The organism is Mycolicibacter sp. MU0102 (assembly GCF_963378105.1).
Taxonomy (GTDB): Bacteria; Actinomycetota; Actinomycetes; order Mycobacteriales; family Mycobacteriaceae; genus Mycobacterium; species Mycobacterium holstebronense.
On the sequence record NZ_OY726398.1, the window covers coordinates 555,570 to 574,118 of the forward strand.

The 18,549-nt window shown below is 66.9% G+C and carries 19 protein-coding genes; 13 read left to right on the plus strand and 6 right to left on the minus strand.

The window, feature by feature from the left end; genetic code table 11:
• Nucleotides 1–22 precede the first annotated feature (22 nt).
• The 3 genes from RCP37_RS02585 to RCP37_RS02595 all read right to left on the minus strand — a co-directional run bounded on the left by RCP37_RS02585 (nucleotide 23) and on the right by RCP37_RS02595 (nucleotide 4,426).
• Nucleotides 23–2,554 carry an FtsX-like permease family protein gene (locus tag RCP37_RS02585; RefSeq protein WP_308485488.1) on the minus strand — a complete coding sequence of 844 codons (2,532 nt, stop codon included), beginning with the start codon at nucleotides 2,552–2,554 and terminating at the stop codon, nucleotides 23–25.
• Nucleotides 2,536–3,333, minus strand: coding sequence for an ABC transporter ATP-binding protein (locus tag RCP37_RS02590; protein ID WP_224975074.1), 798 nt, complete (start codon nucleotides 3,331–3,333; stop codon nucleotides 2,536–2,538). The genes RCP37_RS02585 and RCP37_RS02590 overlap by 19 nt, the downstream gene beginning before the upstream one ends.
• Nucleotides 3,334–3,631: 298 nt before the next feature.
• Nucleotides 3,632–4,426 carry a DUF3109 family protein gene (locus tag RCP37_RS02595; RefSeq protein ID WP_308485489.1) on the minus strand — a complete coding sequence of 265 codons (795 nt, stop codon included), beginning with the start codon at nucleotides 4,424–4,426 and terminating at the stop codon, nucleotides 3,632–3,634.
• A 71-nt stretch (nucleotides 4,427–4,497) separates the two neighbouring features.
• Here RCP37_RS02595 and RCP37_RS02600 point away from each other — a divergent pair, with 71 nt between their 5' ends.
• The 10 genes from RCP37_RS02600 to RCP37_RS02645 all read left to right on the plus strand — a co-directional run bounded on the left by RCP37_RS02600 (nucleotide 4,498) and on the right by RCP37_RS02645 (nucleotide 13,556).
• On the plus strand, nucleotides 4,498–5,493 hold the full coding sequence (locus RCP37_RS02600) for a Ppx/GppA family phosphatase (RefSeq protein WP_308485490.1): 996 nt from the start codon (nucleotides 4,498–4,500) through the stop codon (nucleotides 5,491–5,493).
• Complete coding sequence (locus RCP37_RS02605; RefSeq protein WP_308485491.1) at nucleotides 5,490–6,500, plus strand: Rv0497 family membrane protein; 1,011 nt, start codon at nucleotides 5,490–5,492, stop codon at nucleotides 6,498–6,500. The genes RCP37_RS02600 and RCP37_RS02605 overlap by 4 nt, the downstream gene beginning before the upstream one ends.
• 17 nt (nucleotides 6,501–6,517) lie before the next feature.
• Nucleotides 6,518–7,360: a sugar phosphate isomerase/epimerase family protein gene (locus RCP37_RS02610; protein WP_308485492.1), complete on the plus strand. Its 843-nt coding sequence runs from the start codon at nucleotides 6,518–6,520 to the stop codon at nucleotides 7,358–7,360.
• Nucleotides 7,361–7,393: 33 nt separating this feature from the next.
• Nucleotides 7,394–8,224, plus strand: a complete 831-nt coding sequence (locus RCP37_RS02615) for a thioesterase family protein (RefSeq protein WP_308485493.1) — start codon at nucleotides 7,394–7,396, stop codon at nucleotides 8,222–8,224.
• 175 nt (nucleotides 8,225–8,399) lie between these two features.
• Nucleotides 8,400–9,260: a pyrroline-5-carboxylate reductase gene (gene proC, locus RCP37_RS02620; protein WP_308485494.1), complete on the plus strand. Its 861-nt coding sequence runs from the start codon at nucleotides 8,400–8,402 to the stop codon at nucleotides 9,258–9,260.
• A gap of 139 nt (nucleotides 9,261–9,399) precedes the next feature.
• Entirely contained in the window at nucleotides 9,400–9,609 is a 210-nt protein-coding gene (locus RCP37_RS02625; RefSeq protein ID WP_024442553.1) for a helix-turn-helix domain-containing protein, read from the plus strand.
• Between the two features lie 194 nt (nucleotides 9,610–9,803).
• Nucleotides 9,804–9,905 (plus strand): 30S ribosomal protein bS22, encoded by a 102-nt coding sequence (locus RCP37_RS02630; RefSeq protein WP_003402602.1) that lies wholly within the window; start codon nucleotides 9,804–9,806, stop codon nucleotides 9,903–9,905.
• A gap of 146 nt (nucleotides 9,906–10,051) precedes the next feature.
• Nucleotides 10,052–11,167 carry an SDR family oxidoreductase gene (locus RCP37_RS02635; protein ID WP_308485495.1) on the plus strand — a complete coding sequence of 372 codons (1,116 nt, stop codon included), beginning with the start codon at nucleotides 10,052–10,054 and terminating at the stop codon, nucleotides 11,165–11,167.
• Between the two features lie 4 nt (nucleotides 11,168–11,171).
• Nucleotides 11,172–12,200 (plus strand): lysophospholipid acyltransferase family protein, encoded by a 1,029-nt coding sequence (locus tag RCP37_RS02640; RefSeq protein WP_308485496.1) that lies wholly within the window; start codon nucleotides 11,172–11,174, stop codon nucleotides 12,198–12,200.
• A 96-nt stretch (nucleotides 12,201–12,296) separates the two neighbouring features.
• The gene (locus RCP37_RS02645) at nucleotides 12,297–13,556 is read left to right on the plus strand and encodes an IS30 family transposase (protein WP_308483379.1); all 1,260 of its coding nucleotides are present in this window, start codon (nucleotides 12,297–12,299) and stop codon (nucleotides 13,554–13,556) included.
• A 51-nt stretch (nucleotides 13,557–13,607) separates the two neighbouring features.
• Here the strand turns inward: RCP37_RS02645 and RCP37_RS02650 are convergent, their stop codons facing one another.
• The 3 genes from RCP37_RS02650 to RCP37_RS02660 all read right to left on the minus strand — a co-directional run bounded on the left by RCP37_RS02650 (nucleotide 13,608) and on the right by RCP37_RS02660 (nucleotide 15,663).
• Nucleotides 13,608–14,135, minus strand: a complete 528-nt coding sequence (locus RCP37_RS02650) for an FAS1-like dehydratase domain-containing protein (RefSeq protein WP_308485497.1) — start codon at nucleotides 14,133–14,135, stop codon at nucleotides 13,608–13,610.
• Between the two features lie 128 nt (nucleotides 14,136–14,263).
• Entirely contained in the window at nucleotides 14,264–15,151 is an 888-nt protein-coding gene (locus RCP37_RS02655; protein ID WP_308485498.1) for an HAD family hydrolase, read from the minus strand.
• Nucleotides 15,152–15,207: 56 nt separating this feature from the next.
• Nucleotides 15,208–15,663: a nuclear transport factor 2 family protein gene (locus tag RCP37_RS02660; RefSeq protein ID WP_308485499.1), complete on the minus strand. Its 456-nt coding sequence runs from the start codon at nucleotides 15,661–15,663 to the stop codon at nucleotides 15,208–15,210.
• Nucleotides 15,664–15,803: 140 nt separating this feature from the next.
• Between RCP37_RS02660 and RCP37_RS02665 the strand changes: the two genes are divergently transcribed.
• From RCP37_RS02665 to hemC, 3 genes are all read left to right on the plus strand, one after another.
• Entirely contained in the window at nucleotides 15,804–16,064 is a 261-nt protein-coding gene (locus tag RCP37_RS02665; RefSeq protein ID WP_308485500.1) for a glutaredoxin family protein, read from the plus strand.
• A 134-nt stretch (nucleotides 16,065–16,198) separates the two neighbouring features.
• Entirely contained in the window at nucleotides 16,199–17,590 is a 1,392-nt protein-coding gene (locus RCP37_RS02670) for a glutamyl-tRNA reductase (RefSeq protein ID WP_308485501.1), read from the plus strand.
• Between the two features lie 5 nt (nucleotides 17,591–17,595).
• Nucleotides 17,596–18,531, plus strand: a complete 936-nt coding sequence (gene hemC / locus RCP37_RS02675) for a hydroxymethylbilane synthase (protein WP_046286981.1) — start codon at nucleotides 17,596–17,598, stop codon at nucleotides 18,529–18,531.
• The last annotated feature ends 18 nt before the right edge of the window (nucleotides 18,532–18,549 follow it).

An 18,549-nucleotide genomic window follows, 5' to 3' on the forward strand; every position in this document is an offset into this window, starting at 1 on the left:
TTAACGGGTCAGCGCGGCGAGCTCACTCGTCGCGGAGTTCGGTCGCCGGAGTGGACCGAGTGCTCTTCCAGGCGGGAATGATGGCCGCGAAGACCGCGGCGACAGTGGCCAACACGGCGTAGACCACCGCGTCGGTCCAGGGGAACACCAGCGGGGTGACCAGCCCGACGTTGACGACGGCCGCCCGGCGCACCGCCTCGGAGATGGCGATCGCGAGCACCGCGCCGAACAGTCCGCCGGCGGCGCCGGCAACCACGGCCTCGATGGTGGTGATGCTGAACACGCGCAGCCGGGTGGCGCCCAGCGCCTGGATCAGCGCCACCTCGCGCCTGCGGCGGATACCGACCAGCAACAGCGTCGAGAGCACCGAGATGAAGGCGATCGCGAGCAGGCCGTACTTCAGGGTGTTCAGCGGCGTCAGATAGCGACCGATGGAGGCCGCGATGTCGGCGGCATAACCGTCGGTGTCCACCGCCGTCACCGGCTGATCGAACTGCGCGGCCTTGATGTTCTCGATGACCTGACCAGCGCTGACCCCGGACTCGGGGGTGGCGAAGATCAGACCGGCGGGCTGAGGGCCGTAGATCTGCTCGGCGATCGTGTAGGGCATGTAGATGCGGCGTCCGCCGTACTCGGGCGTGGCCACAATGGTGCCGATACTCATCGCCTGCGCGTCAAGTCCACTTCCAAATACCAGAGTGTCACCGATGTGGAGATTCTTCTCGCGTGCCAGGACGCTGCCGATGACGACCTCATTGGCTTTCTGGCTTGCCTCCGGGGATTGCCCCGCGAGTAATCCGAACGGAAATGTCGGCCGATCCTGCGCCTGAATGTGCGCCAGCGACCCGTCTTTGAGGCTGATTTCGATTTCAGCCATCCGCTCGGTCTTTTCCACCCCGGCCACCGAGTTCAGTTTGTTGACGGTCTGCGGAGCGAATCGGGCATCAATGGGGCCGTAATCGGCGAACTGTGTCGTGGTGATGGCAATGCGGCCGTCCGCCTGCGATTCGGCGACCTTGGTGGCGCCGATGTGGATCGCCACCAGGAACCCGGACAGCAGGATCGCGACCACGACGGGCACCGCGATAGCTCCCGAGATGGCCGCGGTACGTGACCGGTCCGAGCGCAGCGCGTTGAGCGCGATGGTCAGCGTGGCCCCGCTCGACTTGTCCGGCCGCGGGCGCAGGCTGGTGATCGCCTGCGCGCTCAGGTACGCCGTGGCCAACAGGAGGCCGATGAGGGCGACGACCGCCCCGATGTCGGCGATGATGGCCTGCCAGGCGACCAGCGCGCCGGACAACGTGGCCAACCGCGCCGCGATCACGCCGGTCAGTCCGATCGCCAGCAGCAGCAGTGCCTTGAACCAGATCTTGCGTTGCGTGGTCTGTTCCTGCGCCGCTCGCCCCGACAGCTCGGCTGCGATGGGAGTGTTCGACGCCGACAGGGCGGGGCCGATCGCGGCCCCCACCGCCAGCAGGATGCCGGCCAGGACGCCGACCACCAGGATCGCCGGCTTGAGGATCACCGGGACGGTGACGCCGACGAAGCGTTCGGTCAGTTCGCTGGCGCTGGCCACGATGGGTTCGGAGATCACGATGCCGGTCAGCACGCCCATCGCTGAGCCCACTGCGCCCAACAGCCCGGCCTCGCTGAGGAATCCGGTCATGATCGACGCAGGCGAGGCCCCCAATGCGGACGCGATCGCGATTTCGCGCCGGCGCTCTTCCACCGAGAGGCGGGTGATCTGGGTGATCAGGATGACCCCGACACCGATCGAGATCAGGGCGAAGATCCCCAGCAGGGGCAGCAGCACGTCGTTGACGTTGTAGCCCTTGGCCGGCTCACTGCGGGGCTGCACGCTGTAGGTGGGGCCCAGGGTGGTCTTCAGTCGCTGCTGGACCTCGTCGGCGTTGGCATCCTTGTCGAGGGTCACGTACAGCATGTCCACCCGGTCCCCGCGGGCGAACTGCACTTTCGCCATGCTCAGCGGCAGCACCGCCACCAGGCCGTTGTTGACGTCGTCGAGGTCCGATACGCGCTGGAACTTCTCCACCGACAGCTGCCCGACATCGGTGACCAGGGTCGCCGACGCGTCCAGGGAGTCGCCCAGGGTCTTCGAGATCGCCGGCGGGGGTTCGGCCTGCCCGGTCTGGCAGACCTTCGGGTCGACGATCCACTGAGCGGAGCAGTCCACGCCCAGGCCCAGCCCGAAACTCTCTTTGCCGTCGTTGCGGATCATGGTCACCCCGCGGATGACCGGCACCACGGCTGCCACCCCGGGCACCGCCCGGGAGTCTTCGACGACGGCGGGACTGACGCCACCGCGGGTGGCCGCCCCGACCACGCGCAGTGGGGCGGGCCCGGCGATCTGGTAGCCGACATCTTCGACGGCCTTGGAGACGCTGGTGACCTCGATCATGACGGCCACGACGACTGCCACACCGCCGCCGAGCGAGAATGCCGCCAGTGCGGCCCGGAATGCGTGTTTACGGACGGCGCGGAAGTTGATTATCCGCAGCAGGCCGAAAGTCGCGGCTAATGTTCCGCGAGCCATGTCACATTATTTGCCGCGTGAGCCATTCCGGTGTCGGTCTCAACTTCACCGTCGAGCAATGAAATCAGACGCGGGGCGTCATCAGCTATTTTCCGGTCGTGGGTCACCAAAACAATTGTCTGGCCGGCCGCATTCAAGTTATACAACGCGTCAATAACCCGCTGGCCATTTACGGTGTCGAGATTACCGGTCGGCTCGTCGGCGAGAATCACGTCGGGCTTCATGAAAAGCGCCCGGGCGACGGCCACGCGTTGCTGTTCGCCGCCGGACAATTCCGACGGGACGCGCTTGGACTTGGCGGCCAGGCCGACCTGGTCGAGCAGGCTCATCGCATGCGCGTGCTGGGTGCGGCCGGATTTACCTGCCAGCAGGCCCGGGAGCATCACGTTCTCGACTACCGAGAGGCCGGCCAGAAGGTTGAAGGCTTGGAAGACATAGCCGAGTGTCTGACATCGAACAGCGGCCAGCTGCTTGCGTGAGAGCTGCGAGACGCTCTGGCCGTTGATGAGGACGTCGCCACTGGTAGGCATGTCCAACAGGCCGAGGATGCTGAGCAGGGTGGACTTGCCCGAACCCGACGGGCCGACCATGGCGACGAATTCGCCGCGAGTTATCTGGATATCGATGTTGCGCAAAATCGGCGTGGCAGTATCGCCCTCACCGAACTGTTTGTTGAGTTTGCGCGCTTCAAGGACCACGGGAGGCCTAAGGACGACCGGCGGCGTGTGTCCGTTCCGGTTGAGCTCCATATCCACGGTATGCATGTCGGTCCTGATCATGAATCTCCGGCGGGCGTCGTAAAATACCGATCATGCCCGCGTTGGGCGCGTTTCTCAATTCAGTACGCACTCCGCGAAGTTGATGCGCTACGCGGCGCTATGGGCCGATCATACCGGCGTCGGTCGCCTGCCGAAAATCGTTCGGTCGTGACCCCGACCACCCGCGGCCGCCGCGCTACCTGGCCGATCCGGCTGTCAGCGGGGGTTTCCGGCGACCTTGTGCCGGCGAGAAAGTGTCTGCTGACCTGCGGCGATCCGAGTCATGAATTTGCGGCCATCCAAGTGCACGATGCTCCGGTCAGGTGTGCCGAGCCGCCCGGGTGGCGGGGTGAATAGCGACCAGGCCGAGTTCGTTACGCCGCTCGCAGATCGCTGCCAGCTCCGCATAGGCCTTGGCCCCGAGCAACTCGGTCAGTTCGGGGGCCAGACTCTGCCAGACCTGCCGGGCGCCGACGTGTGCCGCCGGGTCGCCGGTGCAGTACCAGTTCAGGTCTTCGCCGCCGGGGCCCCAGCCGCGCCGATCGAATTCGGTGATCGTGGTCTTGAGGATTTCGGTGTCGTCGGGCCGGGTGACCCAGTCCTGGGTGCGCCGGATCGGCAGCTGCCAGCACACTTCGGGCTTCATCGTCAGGGGTTCCACGCCGAGCCGGACGGCCTTGATGTGCAGGGCGCAGCCCGCGCCGCCGGCGAATCCCGGCCGGTTCAGGAAGATGCAGGCGCCCTTGACGGTGCGGGTGCGCAGTTGTTGCTCACCGTCGTTCTCGTCGTATTCCAGGTAACCCTTGCGGCCCAGACCTTTGTCGCGCAGCTGCCAGTCCTCGTCGGTGAGTTGGGCGACCGCGTCATCGAGGTTGGCCCGGTCGTCGTCGTCGCACAGGAAGGCGCCGTGTGAACAGCACCCGTCGTCGGGGCGGCCGGCCACGATGCCCTTGCAGGCGGCGGTGCCGAAAACACAGGTCCACCGGGACAGCAGCCAGGTGAGGTCGGCGGCGATCAGGTGTTCGGGGTTGTCGGGGTCGTAAAACTCCACCCATTCGCGGGGGAAGTCCAGATCGACTTCACCGGGATGGGAGCGGTGCTGCGCGGGGGTCACGAAAGTCCACGCTAGACCAGAAATTCACGTTGCCTCACCATGTCCGGGCCTCGCCCCACTAAGTTGGGTGGGTGCGATTAGGGGTGCTCGACGTCGGCAGCAACACCGTCCACCTGTTGGTGGTTGATGCCCACCGTGGCGGTCACCCGACTCCGATGAGCTCGACCAAGGCCACGTTGCGCCTGGCCGAGGCGACTGACAGTTCCGGCAAGATCACCAAGCGCGGAGCCGACAAACTGGTGTCGACGGTGGGCGAATTCGCCACGATCGCAGCGAGTTCGGGCTGTGCGGAGTTAGTGGCGTTCGCCACCTCGGCGGTGCGAGATGCATCCAACTCTGAGGAAGTGCTGGCCCGGGTGCGGTCGGAGGCCGGTGTCGAGTTGCAGGTGCTCGCCGGCGAGGACGAATCCCGGCTGACGTTCCTGGCGGTGCGGCGCTGGTTCGGCTGGAGTGCCGGGCGGATCAACAACCTCGACATCGGTGGTGGCTCGCTGGAGATGTCCAGCGGTGTCGACGAGGAGCCGGACGTGGCGCTGTCCCTGCCGTTGGGTGCCGGGCGGCTCACCCGGGAGTGGTTGACCGAAGACCCGCCTGGGCGGCGTCGGGTGGCCATGCTGCGGGACTGGTTGGACACCGAGCTGGCAGGTGCCGCTGCGGCCGTGTTGGAAGCCGGGCCGCCCGATCTGGCGGTCGCGAGCTCCAAGACGTTTCGTTCGCTGGCGCGGTTGACCGGGGCGGCGCCGTCGGCCGCCGGCCCGCGCGTCCGGCGCACATTGACCGCCACTGGCCTTAGGCAGCTCATATCATTCATCTCTAGGATGACCACGGCTGATCGGGCCGAATTGGAAGGGGTGAGCGCCGAGCGAGCGCCACAGATCGTGGCGGGTGCTCTGGTGGCGGAAGCGAGCATGCGAGCGCTGTCGATCGAAACGGTGGAGATTTGCCCGTGGGCGCTGCGGGAGGGCTTGATCCTGCGCAGGCTCGACAGTGAAGCCGACGGTGTCACCCTGTTCGGATCTCCAGCGGCGGGCATGGCCGCGGCACGGTCAAAGGGAGGGCACCGATGAGTGGACCCAAGCCTGACCCCCGCGATGCCGAGACGCGACCCATCTCCGTTGCCGAACTGCTCGCCAAGAACGGCAATATCGGTGCCCCGCCGGTCACCGGGCGACGCCGGCGCCGGCGCGGCAATGCCGACGCGGTGACGGTCGCCGAACTGACGGGGGAGATCCCGATCATCCGCGACGAGGCTCCTCCCGAGGTTGACGCCGCGTCCCCGCCCTCACCAAGTACCGACAGCGAGCCGAGCGGCGCTCTGCCCGTCGGTCCGGCACCCGGCTTTGTCGAGGAGGACCGACCTGCGACCGGGCCGCGTCCCGTGCAGCGGGTGGAAGCAGCCAAGCGGCCGGAAGCCGAGCCGCGCTGGCCCAAGTCTCCACCGCAGGCGCCACGTGGCAGTGGGCCTGAGCAAAGTGCCTACCCCCGACCCATGCGTCGGTCCGACCCGCCGGCCGCAGAGAACGACCAACCGGACGAAACCCGACCGACAGGCTCCGGTGCCGAACGGATGCGTCCGGATCCGGTTGATACCTATACCGATATCGCTGTCGACGTCATGGAGGGCGACGTTCGCGATGCCGATCTGCCGACCGGGGACTCCGCATTCGTGCGGTCGTTCCTGACCAAGGGTCGCTCCACCGGACGAGCGGGCGGCTCAGCCCTGGTTGCCGACGCTGACGGAGACACCGAGGTTGCCGGCGCCGACAGCGCCGAGGCTGCCGCTGAGGCCGAGCCCGACGACCAGTACATCGGCCGCCCGGGCGTGGTGGGCGGCTTGCTGGTGGTGCTCCAGTCGATCCTGGCGGTGGCGTTCGGCGGCGGCCTGTTCATCGTTTTCGACCAGCTGTGGCGGTGGAACAGCATCGTGGCCCTGGTGCTCACGGTCCTGGTCACACTCGGTTTGGTGGCCGCGGTGCAGGCGGTCCGCAAGACCGTCGACATCGTCAGTACCTTGATCGCGGTCGCGGTCGGTTTGCTGGTTACGTTGGGGCCGCTGGCGTTGCACGCTAATTAGCCGTTCACTATTACTTCGTGCGCCCTGCCATCAAGGTCGGATTGTCGACCGCTTCGGTCTACCCCCTGCGGGCCGAGGCTGCCTTCGAGTACGCGGCCCGGCTCGGCTACGACGGCATCGAACTGATGGTGTGGGGCGAGTCGGTCAGCCAGGACGTCGGTGCCGTGCGGCGGTTGTCGCGTAAGTACCGGGTGCCGGTGCTCTCGGTGCACGCACCGTGTCTGTTGATCTCGCAACGGGTGTGGGGCTCGAACCCGATCTCCAAGCTGGAGCGCAGCGTCCGTACCGCGGAGCAGCTCGAGGCCCAGACCGTGGTGGTGCATCCGCCGTTCCGCTGGCAGCGACGCTATGCCGAGGGCTTCAGCGATCAGGTCGCCGAATTGGAGGCGACCAGCGATGTGGCGGTAGCGGTGGAGAACATGTTCCCGTTCCGCGCCGACCGGTTCTTCGGCGCCGATCAGTCGCGGGAGCGGATGCGTCGCCGCGGAGGCGGTCCGGGAGCGGGGATCTCGGCATTTGCGCCGTCCCACGATCCACTCGACGGAAACCATGCGCACTACACGTTGGACCTGTCGCACACCGCGACCGCCGGCGCCGACGGGTTGGAGATGGCCCGCCGGATGGGCTCGGGGCTGACGCACCTGCACTTGTGTGACGGCACCGGCCTGCCGGCCGATGAGCATCTGGTGCCCGGCCGCGGTGACCAGCCCACCGCCGAGGTGTGTCAGCTGCTGGCCTCCAGTGACTTCACCGGTCACGTGGTGCTGGAAGTGACCACCTCGCAGGCGCGCTCGCCGCACGAGCGTGAGGCGCTGCTGACCGAATCGCTGCAGTTCGCTCGGACGCATCTGCTGCGCTGATCACCTGATCGCTGAGATACAAGGAGCCCCCGCGTGACCTCATCCACGTTGTTCACCGATGCCATGACCCTGGTGCGCACCGGCGGCCATGACGACAGTGACGACGTCGCGTCATTTACCGGTGAGCTCAACGAGCACTGGACCATCGGCCCGAAGGTGCACGGCGGCGCGATGCTGGCGTTGTGCGCCAACGCCGCCCGCACTGCCCACGGTGGCGGGCTGCAGCCGGTCGCGGTGTCGGCCAGCTATCTGTGGGCGCCCGATCCCGGTCCGATGCAGCTGGTGACCACGATCCGCAAGCGTGGCCGCCGGGTCAGCCTCGTGGACGTCGAACTCAACCAGGGCGAGCGCACCGCGGTGCGCGCCGCCATCACGCTCAGTGAGCCTGAGCACCACGCGCCGCCACTGCTGTCGTTCAACCCGGTGGTGCCGCTGATGACGCCGGAGCCTCCGCCCGGCTTGGAGCCGATCGGTCCGGGCCACCCGATGGAACACATCGTGCACCTGGCGCACGGCTGCGATATTCGGCCGGCGCTGACGACGCTCGGCCCCCGCTCGGACGGCGGCCCGCCGGTGATCGAGATGTGGGTGCGACCCAAGGACGCCGCGCCCGACGTGCTCTTCGCGCTGCTGTGCGGCGATGTGTCGGCTCCGGTGACCTTCGCCGTCAACCGCAATGGCTGGGCGCCCACCGTGCAGCTCACCGCCTACCTGCGGGCCATCCCGGCCGACGGCTGGCTGCGCGTGATCTGCAGCTGCGTGCAGATCGGCCAGGACTGGTTCGACGAGGACCACACCGTGGTCGACTGCGAGGGCCGAATCGTGGTGCAGACCCGCCAGTTGGCGATGGTGCCGGCGCGTTAGCGGACGACCCGCTGCGCCCGGCTCCGCCGCGCTTGCGATCGCCCGGTCCGCTAACGGACGACCCGCTGCGCCCGGCTCCGCCGCGCTTGCGATCGCCCTGGTCTTATTTGCCGGGCGACCCGCCTGCGGACTGGGCTTCACCGCACTGGCGAGCCGGGTCTGAAATGCTGTCGCCATGACCAGAATCGCGATCATCGGTGGCGGCAACATGGGCGAAGCGTTGCTGGCGGGGCTGCTGGCTGCCGGTCGCCCGGTCAAGGACTTGGTGGTCGCCGAGCGATACGGCGAGCGGGCCCGTCAGCTGTCGGAGAAGTACTCGGTCTTGGTGACCTCGGTCGCCGACGCGATCGAGAACGCCTCCGTCGTGATCGTCGCGGTGAAGCCACAGGATGTGGACGCGGTGGTCGAGGAATTCGCCCGGAGTGTCACCGCTTCCTCCGGGGACAGTGCCGAACAGGTGCTGGTCACGATCGTGGCCGGCCTCACCACCGGGTATGTGGAGTCCAAGCTCCCGGCCGGAGCCGCGGTGGTGCGCGTGATGCCCAACACCCCGGTCAAGGTCGGCGCCGGCGCCAGCGCGCTGGCAAAGGGCCGGTTCCCCACCAACGAACAGGTCAGCGAGGTCGCCGCGCTGTTCGAGTGCGTCGGGACGGTGGCAATCGTTCCGGAAGAGCAAATGGACGCCGTCACCGCGGTATCGGGCTCTGGGCCGGCCTACTTCTTCTTGGTAGTCGAGGCGCTGGTGGATGCCGGGGTTGCGGCCGGATTGAGCCGGCAGGCGGCCACCGACTTGGCGGTGCAGACGATGGCCGGTTCGGCGCAAATGCTGTTGGAGGAGCGCGGTGAGGGCGAGGGAGCGCCGAATGCGGGCATCGACACCGCCCCGACCCGCCTGAGAGCGATGGTGACTTCGCCCGGGGGGACCACCGCGGCCGCATTGCGGGAATTGGAGGCCGGTGGCCTGCGGACCTCGATCGATCGGGCGGTCCAGGCCGCAAAAACACGCTCTGAGCAGCTAAGAATTACACCAGAGTAATTCACTTATTTTTCACATATTGGCTCTCAGTAGTCGCAGGAACCCCATCCGTCCCGCTATTCTCCTCTATGTCTGTGCGTGTGGGCGCAGCGGAGGGGAAGCCGCTGAGACTGCACGTGCCTGATTGAAATGGGTAACGATGACGTCTGCGAACGGGCCTTCGGCGCGTGACACGACACAATTTCTCACCGTGGCCGAGGTGGCCGCGTTGATGCGGGTCAGCAAGATGACGGTGTACCGCCTGGTGCACAACGGCGAGCTGCCCGCGGTACGGGTAGGACGGTCTTTCCGGGTGCACGCCAAGGCGGTGCACGACCTGTTGGAGACCTCCTTCTTCGACGCGGGCTAAAAGAGCCGGTCGACAAGTAAGCGCCCCCCGGGCGTCGCCGCACGGCGACGCCCGGGGTCGGCTGTCTTGGCGGCCTTCTGGTCGGGGCCAGGTGCGGTTTTCCGGTCCGTGCCTGCCTACGGGTAAAGTAACCGGGTCGATCAAGTTCAGCAGCGCCCATTCGTCGGCGCGGGCAGAAGCAGATAGCGGAGTTCATGGGTTCAGTCATCAAGAAGCGGCGCAAGCGCATGTCGAAGAAGAAGCACCGCAAGCTGCTTCGCCGTACCCGCGTGCAGCGCAGAAAACTCGGTAAGTAATTCCGCCTAGGCCCGTCCGGGCCCCCGAGCCGCGCCGAGCGTGAAGTTACCTTCACGCTCGCGCACCGGGTGTGACGTTAGCTTCACGCTCGACAACGCGCCGATCGCCGGTATTGCTTTTCCGGCGTGGCCGTTAGGCTGGCGGGGTGGACGAGGCCGGACCCCCGAGCGACGGCACGCGAAGTGACGCCCGGCATTACCCCAAGGTTGTGTTGGTCACCGGTGCGTGCCGGTTCCTGGGTGGATTCCTCACCGCGAGGCTCACACAGAACCCGTTGATTAACCGGGTGATCGCTGTGGATGCGGTCATGCCGAGCAAGGACATGCTGCGCCGGATGGGGCGCGCTGAGTTTGTCCGTGCCGACATCCGTAACCCCTTTATCGCCAAGGTGATTCGAAACAGCGAAGTCGACACCGTCGTGCACGCAGCAGCGGCGTCGTACGTGCCGAGGTCCGGTGGTGGGGCGGCGCTCAAAGAGTTCAACGTGATGGGCGCGATGCAGTTGTTCGCCGCCTGCCAGAAGGCGCCTTCGGTGCGGCGGGTGGTGCTCAAGTCGACCTCGGAGGTCTACGGGTCGTGCTCGCGCGACCCGGTGTTGTTCTCCGAGGACAGCACCAGTCGCCGACCTCCGACGCAGGGGTTCCCCCGCGACAGCATCGACATCGAGGGCTATGCCCGTGGGCTGGGTCGGCGTCGGCCCGACATCGCGGTCACGATCCTGCGGATGGCCAACATGATCGGCCCGGCCATGGACACCGCCCTGTCGCGTTACCTCGCCGGCCCACTGGTCCCGATGGTGCTGGGCCGAGACGCGCGCCTGCAGCTGCTGCACGAGCAGGACGCGCTGGGGGCCTTGGAGCGGGCCACCATGGCCAGCAAGGCCGGCACCTTCAACGTCGGTGGCGACGGGATCATCATGATGTCGCAGGCGATCCGCAGGTCAGGGCGTATTCCGATGCCACTGCCGGGTGTCGGGCTGTGGGTTATGGATTCGCTGCGCCGGGCCAACAACTACACCGAGATCAACCGGGAACAGCTGGATTATCTGAGCTTTGGCCGGGTGATGGACACGACTAGAATGCGAACCGAACTCGGGTACAGCGCCAAGTGGACCACCGCCGAGGCTTTTGATGACTACGTGCGGGGTCGGGGGCTGAACCCGATTGTCGATCCCAAGTGGGTCCGTTCGGTGGAGCGGCGAACAGTGAGCGCAGCGCAGCGCATGGGGGATATCAGCTTCACCAGGGTGCGGGGAGGTTAGCGCTATGGCTGATGATTCGAAGGCGAAAGTCATTCCGCTGCATAAGCATTCGAGTTCATCATTGCGCAGGCATCCGTCGGCGCTGGGGGGGCCGGCAGAACATGCTTCGGCCAAGCAGGTCGCCGCGGTCGTCCGTGAACTCGGCGACCGTCGCGGCACCGCGGGGACCACCGCCGCCGCGCCCACCCCGAGCGAATTTACCCGCCGGGTGAGCGCGGTCGCCGCGTTCCTGCGGGAGCGGATCACCGGGGACTACCAGGTCGACGAATTCGGTTTCGACCCGCACTTCAACGAGGCCGTGGTGCTGCCGTTGCTGCGCGTGTTCTTCAACGACTGGTTCCGCGTCGAGGTCAGCGGCATCGAGAACCTTCCGATCGATGGGCCCGCGCTGGTGGTGGCCAACCACGCCGGGGTGTTGCCGATGGACGCGCTGATGCTCTCGGTGGCGGTGCGTGACCATCACCCCGAACAGCGGAACCTGCGGATGCTCGCCGCCGACCTGGTATTCGACCTGCCGATGATCGGCCCGACCGCCCGCAAGGCGGGCCACACCATGGCCTGCACCGCCGACGCCAACCGGTTGCTGGAGGCCGGTGAGCTGACCGCCGTCTTCCCGGAGGGCTACAAGGGTCTGGGCAAGCGGTTCAAGGACCGCTACAAGCTGCAGCGGTTCGGTCGCGGCGGATTCGTCTCGGCGGCACTGCGCACCCAGGCGCCGATCGTGCCCTGCTCGATCGTCGGCTCCGAGGAGATCTACCCGATGATCGCCGACGTTAAGCTGTTGGCCCGGTTGCTCGGCGTGCCTTATTTCCCGATCACGCCGCTGTTTCCGCTGGCCGGGCCTGCCGGGCTGGTGCCGATGCCGTCGAAGTGGCACATCGCCTTTGGTGAACCGATCGCGACTACCGACTACGAGGCCGGTGCCGCCGACGACCCGATGGTCACCTTCGAGCTGACCGACCAGGTGCGCGAGACCATTCAGCAGACGCTGTACCGGCTGCTCGCCGGTCGCCGCAACATGTTCTTCGGCTGAGCGCCCCGCAGCCGCTCTTTGAGATTGCCGTCAGGGCTGTGCATGTCGCCCCTGGGCTCAGGGGGTGGTTGCAACACTTCGTAGTTGGGGGTGTTGATGACTGGTCAACCGCAGGTGTTGTCGGTGCAGCGTCGGTTCTGGGATTTGATCGCTGCGGGATGCTCGTCGTCAGACGCTGCTCTGTTGGTCGGCGTGTCGGTGACCTGTGGCGGTAAATGGTTCCGCAGATTCGGTGGTGTGAACCCACGAATGCAGGATCCGCAGGGACGCAAACGACCGCGACTGTCACCGGACGACCGTGAACAGATCATGATCGGCACCGCTGGCGGGGAGTCGATCCGTTCAATCGCCGGCCGGCTCAACCGGGCTCCGTCGACGATCATGCGCGAGATCCACGCCAATGGCCGGTGCCGTACCGCGCCAGGTCGTTACCGAGCGAAGTACCGGTTCGGTGCTCGCCGAGCGGGCTGGGATGCCAAGTCCGGCTATTCGGCACGGATCGCGCAACGCCGCAGCGAAGAACGGGCGCGGCGCCCCAAAGCGGGAAAGCTGGCCCGCCACCGGGCGCTGCGCGAGGAGGTGCAAGCGTTGTTGGTCATGAAATACAGCCCGCAGCAGATCGCTGGGCTGTTGGCCAAGACCTACCCTGACCGCCCGGAGATGCAGGTGTCCCACGAGACCATCTACAAGGCGCTCTACGTGCAAGGACGCGGCGAGCTGCGCCGTGAGCTGACTCAGTGCCTGCGCACCGGGCGAGCGCTGCGCAAACCCCGTGCACGTACCGGCCGCCCCACCTCGCAGGGCCGGATTGCGGGCATGGTCAATATCAGCCAACGTCCCGCCGAGGCCGCCGACCGTGCCGTCCCCGGCCATTGGGAAGGCGACTTGATCATCGGCAAGAACCAGGCCTCCCAGATCGGCACCCTCGTGGAGCGCTCCACCGGATTCGTCCAGTTGCTGCATCTGCCGGCACGTCGCGACCCCGAAACGGTGGCCGAGGCGATGATCGCTGCGATCAAAACCCTGCCTGAAGCCCTACGTCGGTCCCTGACCTGGGACCAAGGCAGCGAAATGCATCACCATGCCCGTATCAGCTTCGAAGCCGACATCGACATCTACTTCTGCGACCCGCACTCACCATGGCAGCGCGGCAGCAACGAAAACACCAACGGGCTACTGCGCCAATATTTCCCGAAGGGCACCGACCTGTCAGTGCACTCCGCCGACTACCTCGCCGAAGTCGCCGCCGAACTCAACGGACGACCCCGCAAACGCTTCGACTGGGACAGCCCCGCCCAAGTCCTCAAGCGACTACTGTCACCCCCGACAGAAACCACTGTTGCAACCAAACCATGAATCCGCCGCCGCGTCCACGACCCTGGACGCAATCTCAACGAGCTTGGACGCCTACTTTTTACCCAGCGCCCGATCGCGCATCGCCTCGAGGGCGGCGATTGTCTTGGCCTCGGTGTCGGCGTCCTGGTTGACCGACTCGCCGAGCATGGTGACCACACTGGTCACCACCGGATCGCCGTTTTCGTCGGTCACCTCACTGCGGACCTCGCTGACCACCGTGCCGTGCGATTCGATGACCGAGTCCAGGTAGGTGTCGAAGAACAGCTTGTCGCCGGTCACGATCGGCCGGTGGAAGGTGAACTTCTGATCGCGGTGCAGCACCCGGGCGATGTTGATCGGGAGGTCGAACTTCTCGAAGATCTCCAGCTGCACCTGGCGCCCGGCAACCGCCAGGAACGTCAGCGATGCCACCAGCCCCGGATGCCCGGCTTCGGCGGCAGCGGCCTCGTCGAAATGGGCCGGGTGGTCATCTTTGACGGAGCGGGCGAACTCCCGGATCTTCTCCCGGCCGACCTCGAAGTAGTCCGGGAACCGGTAGTGGGCTCCGACCATCCGCTGCGATTCGGTGTGTACTGACATGCCGGTTTACCCCTCCGCTCGCCGTGGTGCTCGGCGGCGGAAGCCTATCAGCGAGCAGGTCAGGTGCGCTCGCTCCGGTGCGTCACGGTGCTTGATGCGGTCGACCGGCCTTCGCGCAATCCGCTTCGCTACCCGCGCTCGTTCCGGTGCGCCACGGCCGCAGCCAGGGCCCCGCCGACAGCCCCCAGCGCCAGCGCCGACGGCACACCGATCCGCGCCGCCCGCCGTGCGGTACGGAAGTCACGGATCTCCCATTCCCGCTTCCGTGCGGTCTCCCGCAACGCGGCGTCGGGGTTGATCGCCACCGCCGTGCCGACCAGCGAGAGCATCGGCACGTCGTTAAAGCTGTCGGAGTAGGCGGTGCAACGCCGCAGGTTCAGGCCTTCGCGGATCGCCAGTGACCGCACCGCGTGGGCTTTGCCCGGCCCGTGCAGGATCTCGCCGACCAGCCGGCCGGTGAACACCCCGTCGACCGACTCCGCGACGGTGCCCAGCGCGCCGGTCAATCCGAGCCGGCGGGCGATGGTTTCGGCCAGCTCGTAGGGGGTCGCGGTGACCAGCCACACCTGCTGCCCGGCGTCGAGGTGCATCTGGGCCAACTCGCGGGTGCCGGGCCAGATCTTGTCGGCGATGATCTCGTCGTAGATCTCCTCGCCCAGATCGACCAGCTCGGACACCGGCCGGCCTTCGATGAATGCCAGCGCTTTGCGCCGGCCGGCCGCGACGTCGTCGCTGTTCTCCTTGCCGGTGAGCTGAAACTTGGCTTGCGCGTAGACGAACCCGATGACATCGCGGTAGGTGAAGTAGTTGCGGGCGGCCAGCCCACGGCCGAAGTGCACCATCGAGGAGCCCTGGACCAGGGTGTTGTCGACGTCGAAGAACGCGGCGGCGGTCAGATCGACCGGTGCGGGCGTGTCGGCGTCGGCCACATCGGCGAGCGCCCGCTCTGCGCTGGCGTCGACCAGCGATGCGACCTCGGCCGCGGAGGCCCGGTCGGCCGGGTCCGGTGATGCCATCACCCGACTCCTTCCGCGTCTGGGCTGTAGGGCCGGTGCTCCGGCCGTCATCAACCCTATCCGGCAGCAGGGCCGATGACCCCTAGGTGATCGCGTAGATCACCTTTGAGGTCGAACATCGAGTAGTCGCGGAAACTGAACCGCCAGACGTCGTCGACCCGCTCGAACGTGTCGTGATAGCGCCCGGCGGCGATCACCTGCAGTGCCACCGCCTCGGTCTGCTGCAACACCGTGTAATACGACCGGCAGGATGCGGTCCCGGCGACCTCGTCGATGTCGAGGATCGGGTTGGTGATCACGTGCTTGGTGCGCGGCGTGCCGTCGGCGTGGATGGTGACGAGCCCGCGCCACAGCTGGAGGATTCCGGCGCTGTCGAGGATGACCGTGCCTTCGGGGTCGGCTTTGATCCTGGCGTGGGCGAACAGTGCCGCAGCACCGTCGAGGTCACCGGAGTCCATCAACTCCGCATAGCGATACAGCAGGTTGGTGATCGAGACCGCGCTGGGGTTCATGGCTTGCTCTGTCCGCCGGGGTGAGGGAGATGCGGCTTGTGGCCGGTCACACCGTAATTCAATTCAGCTGGGGTCGCCGTGACAATCCAGAGAACCCGGTGGCCGCCGCGGGCCGGCGACTGCCCTGCAACACTGGAACCATGACCCGCCACCAGGTACAGCTGCTCACCCGGGAGGGCTGCCCGGTCTGCGTACAGGTGTACGACCAGCTGACCCAGCTGGCGGCCGAGCTCGCGTTCGACCTGCAGGCCGTCGATGTCGACGCCGCCGCGGCGGCCGGTGACACGGGCCCGCGAGCCGAATTCGGCGACCGATTGCCGGTGGTGCTGCTCGACGGACGAGAGCACAGTTACTGGGAGGTCGACGAGGCCCGCCTACGTGCTGATTTGGCGGGTTCATGAGGCGGTTCCAGCTTCGCCTCTCCTTCGTCGAGCCTCGCTGAACCGCCGAATTTGGTAGGCCAGCGCTTTAGCCTCTACCGTGGAGAGAAGTTTCTTCACGGGTGACAGCAAGGAGCGGACCAGGTGATATTGCCGTGAGCGTCCTGCTCTTCGGGGTCTCGCACCGTAGCGCCCCCGTCTCCGTACTCGAGCAGCTCAGCACCGCTGAATCCGATCAGATAAAGATCGTCGAGCAGGTGCTGCAATCGCCGCTCGTCACCGAGGCGATGATCCTGTCGACCTGCAACCGGGTTGAGATCTACGCCGTCGTCGACGCCTTCCACGCCGGATTGTCGGCGATCGGACAGGTGCTCTCCGAACACTCCGGCATGTCGATGGCCGACCTGACCAAGTACGCCTACGTCCGCTACAGCGAAGCAGCCGTCGAGCACCTGTTCTCGGTGGCCAGCGGCCTGGACTCCGCGGTCGTGGGCGAACAGCAGGTGCTGGGCCAGGTACGGCGCTCCTACGCCTCCGCCGAGGCCAACAGCAGTGTCGGCCGGGTGCTGCACGAACTGGCGCAGCGCGCGCTGTCGGTGGGCAAGCGGGTGCACTCCGAGACCGGAATCGACGCCGCCGGCGCATCGGTGGTCTCGGTCGCCCTGGGCATCGCGGCCAAGCAGTGGGGCTCTGAGTTTGGCAACGACGCGCTGCAGGGCCGGACCGCAGTGGTGATCGGCGCCGGGTCGATGGGCGCGTTGTCCGCGGCACATCTGGTGCGCGCCGGTGTCGGGCACATCCACGTCGTCAACCGTTCGCTGCCGCGCGCTCAACGGCTGGCCCGCAAGATCCGCGAGAGCGGTGTCACGGCCGACGCCGTCGCCCTGGACCGGATGGCTGCCAGCCTGACCAGCGCCGACATCGTGGTGTCCTCCACCGGAGCGGTCAGCCCCGTCGTCTCACTGGCCGACGTGCACCACGCGCTGGCCGGGGGCACCCGCGACGAGGTGACTCAACCGCTGGTGATCTGCGACTTGGGCATGCCACGCGACGTCGATGCTGCGGTCGCTGGATTGCCCGGGGTGCGGGTCATCGACATGGAGCGGATTCAGCGCGAGCCCTCGGCGCAGGTCGCCACCTCCGACACCGAGGCTGCACGCAGCATCGTGGCCCGCGAGGTCGCCACCTATCTGGCCGGGCAGCGGATGGCCGAGGTCACCCCGACCGTGACCGCGCTGCGCCAGCGTGCCGCCGACGTGGTCACCGCGGAATTGCTGCGGCTGGATCACCGGCTGCCGGACCTGGAGACCGCCCAGCGCGAGGAGGTGGCGCGCACCGTGCGGCGCGTCGTCGACAAGCTGCTGCACGCGCCCACTGTGCGGGTCAAACAGCTGGCCAGCTCGCCGGGCGGCGACAGCTACGCCGAAGCGCTACGCGAGCTGTTCGAGCTCGATCCGACCGCCGTGGACGCCGTCGCGACCGCCGGTGAACTGCCAGTAGTGCCGGGAGGACTTGATGTCAGCGCCGAAACCGGGTCGGCCGGGTAGACGCTTTGGGTGAAGTAATCCGCATCGGGACCCGGGGCAGCTTATTGGCCACCACCCAGGCCGGGACCATTCGCGATGCTTTGGTGGCTGCTGGGCACCCCGCTGAACTGGTCGTGATCAGCACGGCCGGGGATGTCACGTCCGGTCCTATCGCCGACATCGGCGTGGGGGTGTTCACCGCTGCGCTGCGGGAGGCGATCCTCGACGGCCGAGTCGATGCTGCCGTGCACTCGCACAAGGACCTGCCGACCGCTGCCGACTCCCGGTTCCTGCTCGCCGCAAATCCGCCTCGTGAGGACGCTCGGGACGCGCTGGTGGCGCGTGACGGATTGGTACTGGGTGAGTTGCCGGCGGGTGCTGTGGTGGGCACATCGTCGCCGCGACGGGCGGCACAGCTTAGAGCACTGGGTCTCGGTTTGGAAATTCGCCCCCTACGAGGCAACCTAGATAGCAGGTTGAACAGGGTAAGCAGCGGCGAACTCGACGCCATCGTGGTAGCCCGGGCGGGTCTGGCCCGGCTGGGACGCCTCGACGCGGTCACCGAGACGTTGGAACCGGTACAGATGTTGCCGGCTCCGGCTCAAGGGGCACTGGCCGTAGAGTGCCGCGCCGGTGATACGGCACTGGCGGAGCTGCTGGCGGAGTTGGACGACGCCGACACCCGCCTGGCGGTTACCGCCGAGCGTACCCTGCTCGCCGAACTGGAAGCGGGTTGTTCCGCACCGGTGGGCGCGATCGCCGAAGTGGTCGAGTCCATCGATGAGGACGGCCGGGTCTTCGAGGAGCTGTCGCTGCGCGCCTGCGTAGCGGCGCTGGACGGATCCGACGTGATCCGCGCGTCCGGCATCGGCAGTCCGGACCGAGCCCGGGAACTGGGCGTGTCGGTCGCAGCGGAACTGTTCGAGTTGGGTGCGCGCGAGCTGATGGCGGACGCACGGTGAAGACGTGCGTCGGAAGTG

Bases quoted from the DNA above. Each gene is read 5' to 3' on its own strand.
- RCP37_RS02585 (WP_308485488.1), bottom strand. From the start codon at position 2,554: ATGGCTCGCGGAACATTAGCCGCGACTTTCGGCCTGCTGCGGATAATC.
- RCP37_RS02590 (WP_224975074.1), bottom strand. From the start codon at position 3,333: ATGATCAGGACCGACATGCATACCGTGGATATGGAGCTCAACCGGAAC.
- RCP37_RS02605 (WP_308485491.1), top strand. From the start codon at position 5,490: ATGAGTGGACCCAAGCCTGACCCCCGCGATGCCGAGACGCGACCCATC.
- proC (WP_308485494.1), top strand. From the start codon at position 8,400: ATGACCAGAATCGCGATCATCGGTGGCGGCAACATGGGCGAAGCGTTG.
- RCP37_RS02625 (WP_024442553.1), top strand. From the start codon at position 9,400: ATGACGTCTGCGAACGGGCCTTCGGCGCGTGACACGACACAATTTCTC.
- RCP37_RS02630 (WP_003402602.1), top strand. From the start codon at position 9,804: ATGGGTTCAGTCATCAAGAAGCGGCGCAAGCGCATGTCGAAGAAGAAG.
- RCP37_RS02640 (WP_308485496.1), top strand. From the start codon at position 11,172: ATGGCTGATGATTCGAAGGCGAAAGTCATTCCGCTGCATAAGCATTCG.
- RCP37_RS02645 (WP_308483379.1), top strand. From the start codon at position 12,297: ATGACTGGTCAACCGCAGGTGTTGTCGGTGCAGCGTCGGTTCTGGGAT.
- RCP37_RS02650 (WP_308485497.1), bottom strand. From the start codon at position 14,135: ATGTCAGTACACACCGAATCGCAGCGGATGGTCGGAGCCCACTACCGG.
- RCP37_RS02655 (WP_308485498.1), bottom strand. From the start codon at position 15,151: ATGGCATCACCGGACCCGGCCGACCGGGCCTCCGCGGCCGAGGTCGCA.
- RCP37_RS02660 (WP_308485499.1), bottom strand. From the start codon at position 15,663: ATGAACCCCAGCGCGGTCTCGATCACCAACCTGCTGTATCGCTATGCG.
- RCP37_RS02665 (WP_308485500.1), top strand. From the start codon at position 15,804: ATGACCCGCCACCAGGTACAGCTGCTCACCCGGGAGGGCTGCCCGGTC.